The sequence below is a fragment of the Streptomyces sp. NPDC058864 genome (assembly GCF_042742985.1).
Lineage (GTDB): Bacteria > Actinomycetota > Actinomycetes > Streptomycetales > Streptomycetaceae > Actinacidiphila.
On record NZ_JBHYMQ010000024.1, the window covers coordinates 1 to 2,921 of the forward strand.

Annotated in this window: 3 protein-coding genes; 2 read left to right on the forward strand and 1 reads right to left on the reverse strand. The window is 73.2% G+C overall.

Annotated features, from left to right (window positions below; genetic code table 11):
- Positions 1-67: 67 nt before the first annotated feature.
- Complete coding sequence (locus ACFW3D_RS19760; protein WP_500505492.1) at positions 68-991, reverse strand: NAD-dependent protein deacetylase; 924 nt, start codon at positions 989-991, stop codon at positions 68-70.
- Positions 992-1,341: 350 nt separating this feature from the next.
- Between ACFW3D_RS19760 and wrbA the strand changes: the two genes are divergently transcribed.
- Positions 1,342-1,962, forward strand: coding sequence for an NAD(P)H:quinone oxidoreductase (gene wrbA, locus ACFW3D_RS19765; RefSeq protein ID WP_500505493.1), 621 nt, complete (start codon positions 1,342-1,344; stop codon positions 1,960-1,962).
- A gap of 95 nt (positions 1,963-2,057) precedes the next feature.
- Entirely contained in the window at positions 2,058-2,810 is a 753-nt protein-coding gene (locus ACFW3D_RS19770) for an SDR family NAD(P)-dependent oxidoreductase (RefSeq protein WP_500505494.1), read from the forward strand.
- Positions 2,811-2,921 lie beyond the last annotated feature (111 nt).

The window sequence follows — 2,921 nt, forward strand, 5'->3', positions numbered from 1 at the left end:
GTGGCGAACCACCGCGGACGGGCCGGCCGTGTGCCGGGCCACTTCGGCCGCGGCCCCCGTCATCGGGTCACCGGGTCACCCGGGCCGCCTCCTGGCCGTCGAGGGGCCCGTCGAGGGAAACGTCCAGCCGCTCGGCCACGGCCGTGAGGGCGGTGCCGAGCGGGAGCGCGACCCGGGTGAGGGCGTGCCGGTCGCCGCGGGTCGCGTCCCGGTTGACGATGAGTACCGGCTTCCCGGCCTCGGCGGCCTGACGGACGAACCGCAGCCCGGACATCACCGTCAGCGAGGAACCCAGGACCAGCAGCGCGGTCGCCCGGCGGACCAGTTCGCGGCAGTGCTCGACCCGCCGCGGCGGTACGGCTTCGCCGAAGAACACCACGTCCGGTTTGAGGACGCCGCCGCAGACGACGCAGGGCACGACGTGGAAGTCCCCGACCTGTTCGTCGGTGAGGTCGGCGTCACCGTCCGGGTTGATTCCCGCGGCCACCGGCTCGAAGCCCACGTTGGCCTCCTCCAGACGCCGGGCGAGTTCGCCGCGCGGGCTGGAGGTGCCGCAGGACAGGCAGACGACCCGGGCCAGGCTTCCGTGGAGTTCCACGACGTCCCCGCTGCCGGCGGCCTGGTGCAGCCCGTCGACGTTCTGGGTGATCACCCCTGACAGCAGGCCGTGCCGCTCGAAGGCGGCCACCGCACGGTGCCCGTCGTTGGGGCGGGCGCGGCCGAAGGTGCGCCACCCGAGGTGGCTGCGCGCCCAGTACCGGCGCCGGGCCGGGGCACCGGCGACGAAGTCCTGGTAGGTCATCGGGGTGTGCCGGCTCAGGCTCCCGCCCTCGCCCCGGTAGTCGGGGATGCCCGACTCCGTGGAGATGCCCGCCCCGCTGAGCACGAGCACACCGCCGCCGCCCAGCGCGTCGGCGACGGGCCCCACGTCCGTGGTACCCGGCGGCAGGTCCTCGGTGGGGGTCCAGCTCAAAGTGGGGCGCATGCGCATGCCGCAAGGGTACGCAACGCCCTGACCTCACCCGCCGTCACGGTGGGACGGCCCAGCGGTCGCGCACGGTGCCGGCCTGCGGCCCTGGTCCCGGTGGACCGGCACCGCTCCGCCGGTCCGGGTCCGTCGTCCCGGTCCGCAGGTCCCGGCGCCCTAGGTCGGCGGCACGACCGGCACCGCGACGGTCAGGAGCCCGTACGGCGCGGGCGGTAGGTCGCATTCCCGATACCCGGGCGCCCCGATCCCCTGTTTCATTGCTTGCGCACGCAGCTCTTGGAGCCTGCGAGCCCGCAGAGGCCAGTCGCCGATGCCCCGACCCCCCAGGCGTTCCGCACCGAAATGGATCACACATGCCCCACACGCCCAACGTGGCCGTCGTCTACTACTCCTCGACCGGCACCATCCACCAGCTCGCGGAGATCGTCGCCGGCGGTGCGGCCGAGGCGGGCGCCGAGGTGAGGCTCCTGCGCGTCGCCGAGCTCGCGCCCCGGGAGGTGATCGCGGGCGTGAAGCCGTGGGCCGACCACGCCGCGGCGACCGAGCACATTCCGGTGGCCGCACCGGACGACCTCGACTGGGCCGACGCCGTGATCTTCGGCAGCCCCACCCGCTTCGGCAACATCGCCAGCCAGCTCAAGCAGTTCCTGGACACCCTCGGCGGCCTGTGGGCGCGGGGCCTGCTCGCGGACAAGGTCTACAGCGGCTTCACCTCGACCTCCCAGCTGCACGGCGGTCAGGAGTCCACGCTGCTCGCGCTCTACAACTCCATCTACCACTTCGGCGGGTTCATCGTGCCCCCCGGCTTCACCGACCCGGTGAAGTTCGCCGACGGCAATCCCTACGGCACCTCGCACGTGACCGGAGCCGACGGAGAGCTCCCCGTCGACAGCACGGCCCTCGCTGCTGCTGCCTTCCAGGGCCACCGGATCGCCGAGGTCGCCCGGACCATGAAGGCCGGTCGCGCGGCGTGACGACTCCTCCGGCACGGAGCCCGGAAGGACACAGGTCCCCGGCGACCTCGCCAGACGGCGCCCGGGACCACCAACTCACAGCAAGGAGTACCGACATGACAGTTCCGCAGACGCACACCGGCCGCGTGGCCGTCGTCACCGGCGCCGCACGCGGCATCGGCCGGGCCATCGCCGCCGACCTCGGCGCGCGCGGCGCGACCGTCGTCGCGGTCGACCTCACCGCTCCCGACGAGACCGTCGCCCTGCTCTCCGGCGAGGGCCACCCGGTGCTCGGTCTGGCGGCCGACGTGTCCAGCCCGGAGCAGACCGCCGCCGTGGGCCAGGAGGTCGCCCGGCGCTTCGGCCGGACGGACATCCTGGTCAACAACGCCGGGATCTTCCCCATCCGCGACATCGAGGACGTGGACTACGACACCTGGCGGCGCGTCATCACGGTCAACCTCGACTCTCAGTTCCTCATGGTGAAGGCGGTGCTGCCGGCCATGAAGAAGGGCGGCTGGGGCCGCATCGTCAACCTGACCTCCGACTCGATCGTCAGCAACGTCCCCGGCATCTCGCACTACATGGCGAGCAAGATGGGGATCATCGGCTTCAGCCGCGGCCTGGCCAACGACCTCGCACCGTTCGGCATCACCGTCAACGCCGCCGGCCCGGCCCTGACCATCACCCCGGGCGTCCTCCAGGGCAACCACACCCCGGAAGGTCTCGCCGCGGCCGCGCAGGCCCAGGCCATCAAGCGCAACGGCCTGCCGGAGGACCTGACCGGCACCATCGCCTTCCTCACCAGCGACGACTCCGCCTTCATGACCGGACAGACGCTCATGGCCGACGGCGGCTTCGCCCGCTGACGGAGAGCGACGGCACCTGGCCGCGCCGGAGTTCCGGCCGCCGCGGCGGCCGGGACGGCCGGGCGGCCCGGGCCGGTGGGGCACAGCCTCAGGGCAGGGGGGGGGCGGCCT

What these genes read in the sequence shown, in the direction of transcription:
- wrbA (WP_500505493.1), top strand. Translation starts at nt 1,342, where the DNA reads ATGCCCCACACGCCCAACGTGGCCGTCGTCTACTACTCCTCGACCGGC.
- ACFW3D_RS19770 (WP_500505494.1), top strand. Translation starts at nt 2,058, where the DNA reads ATGACAGTTCCGCAGACGCACACCGGCCGCGTGGCCGTCGTCACCGGC.
- ACFW3D_RS19760 (WP_500505492.1), bottom strand. Translation starts at nt 991, where the DNA reads ATGCGCATGCGCCCCACTTTGAGCTGGACCCCCACCGAGGACCTGCCG.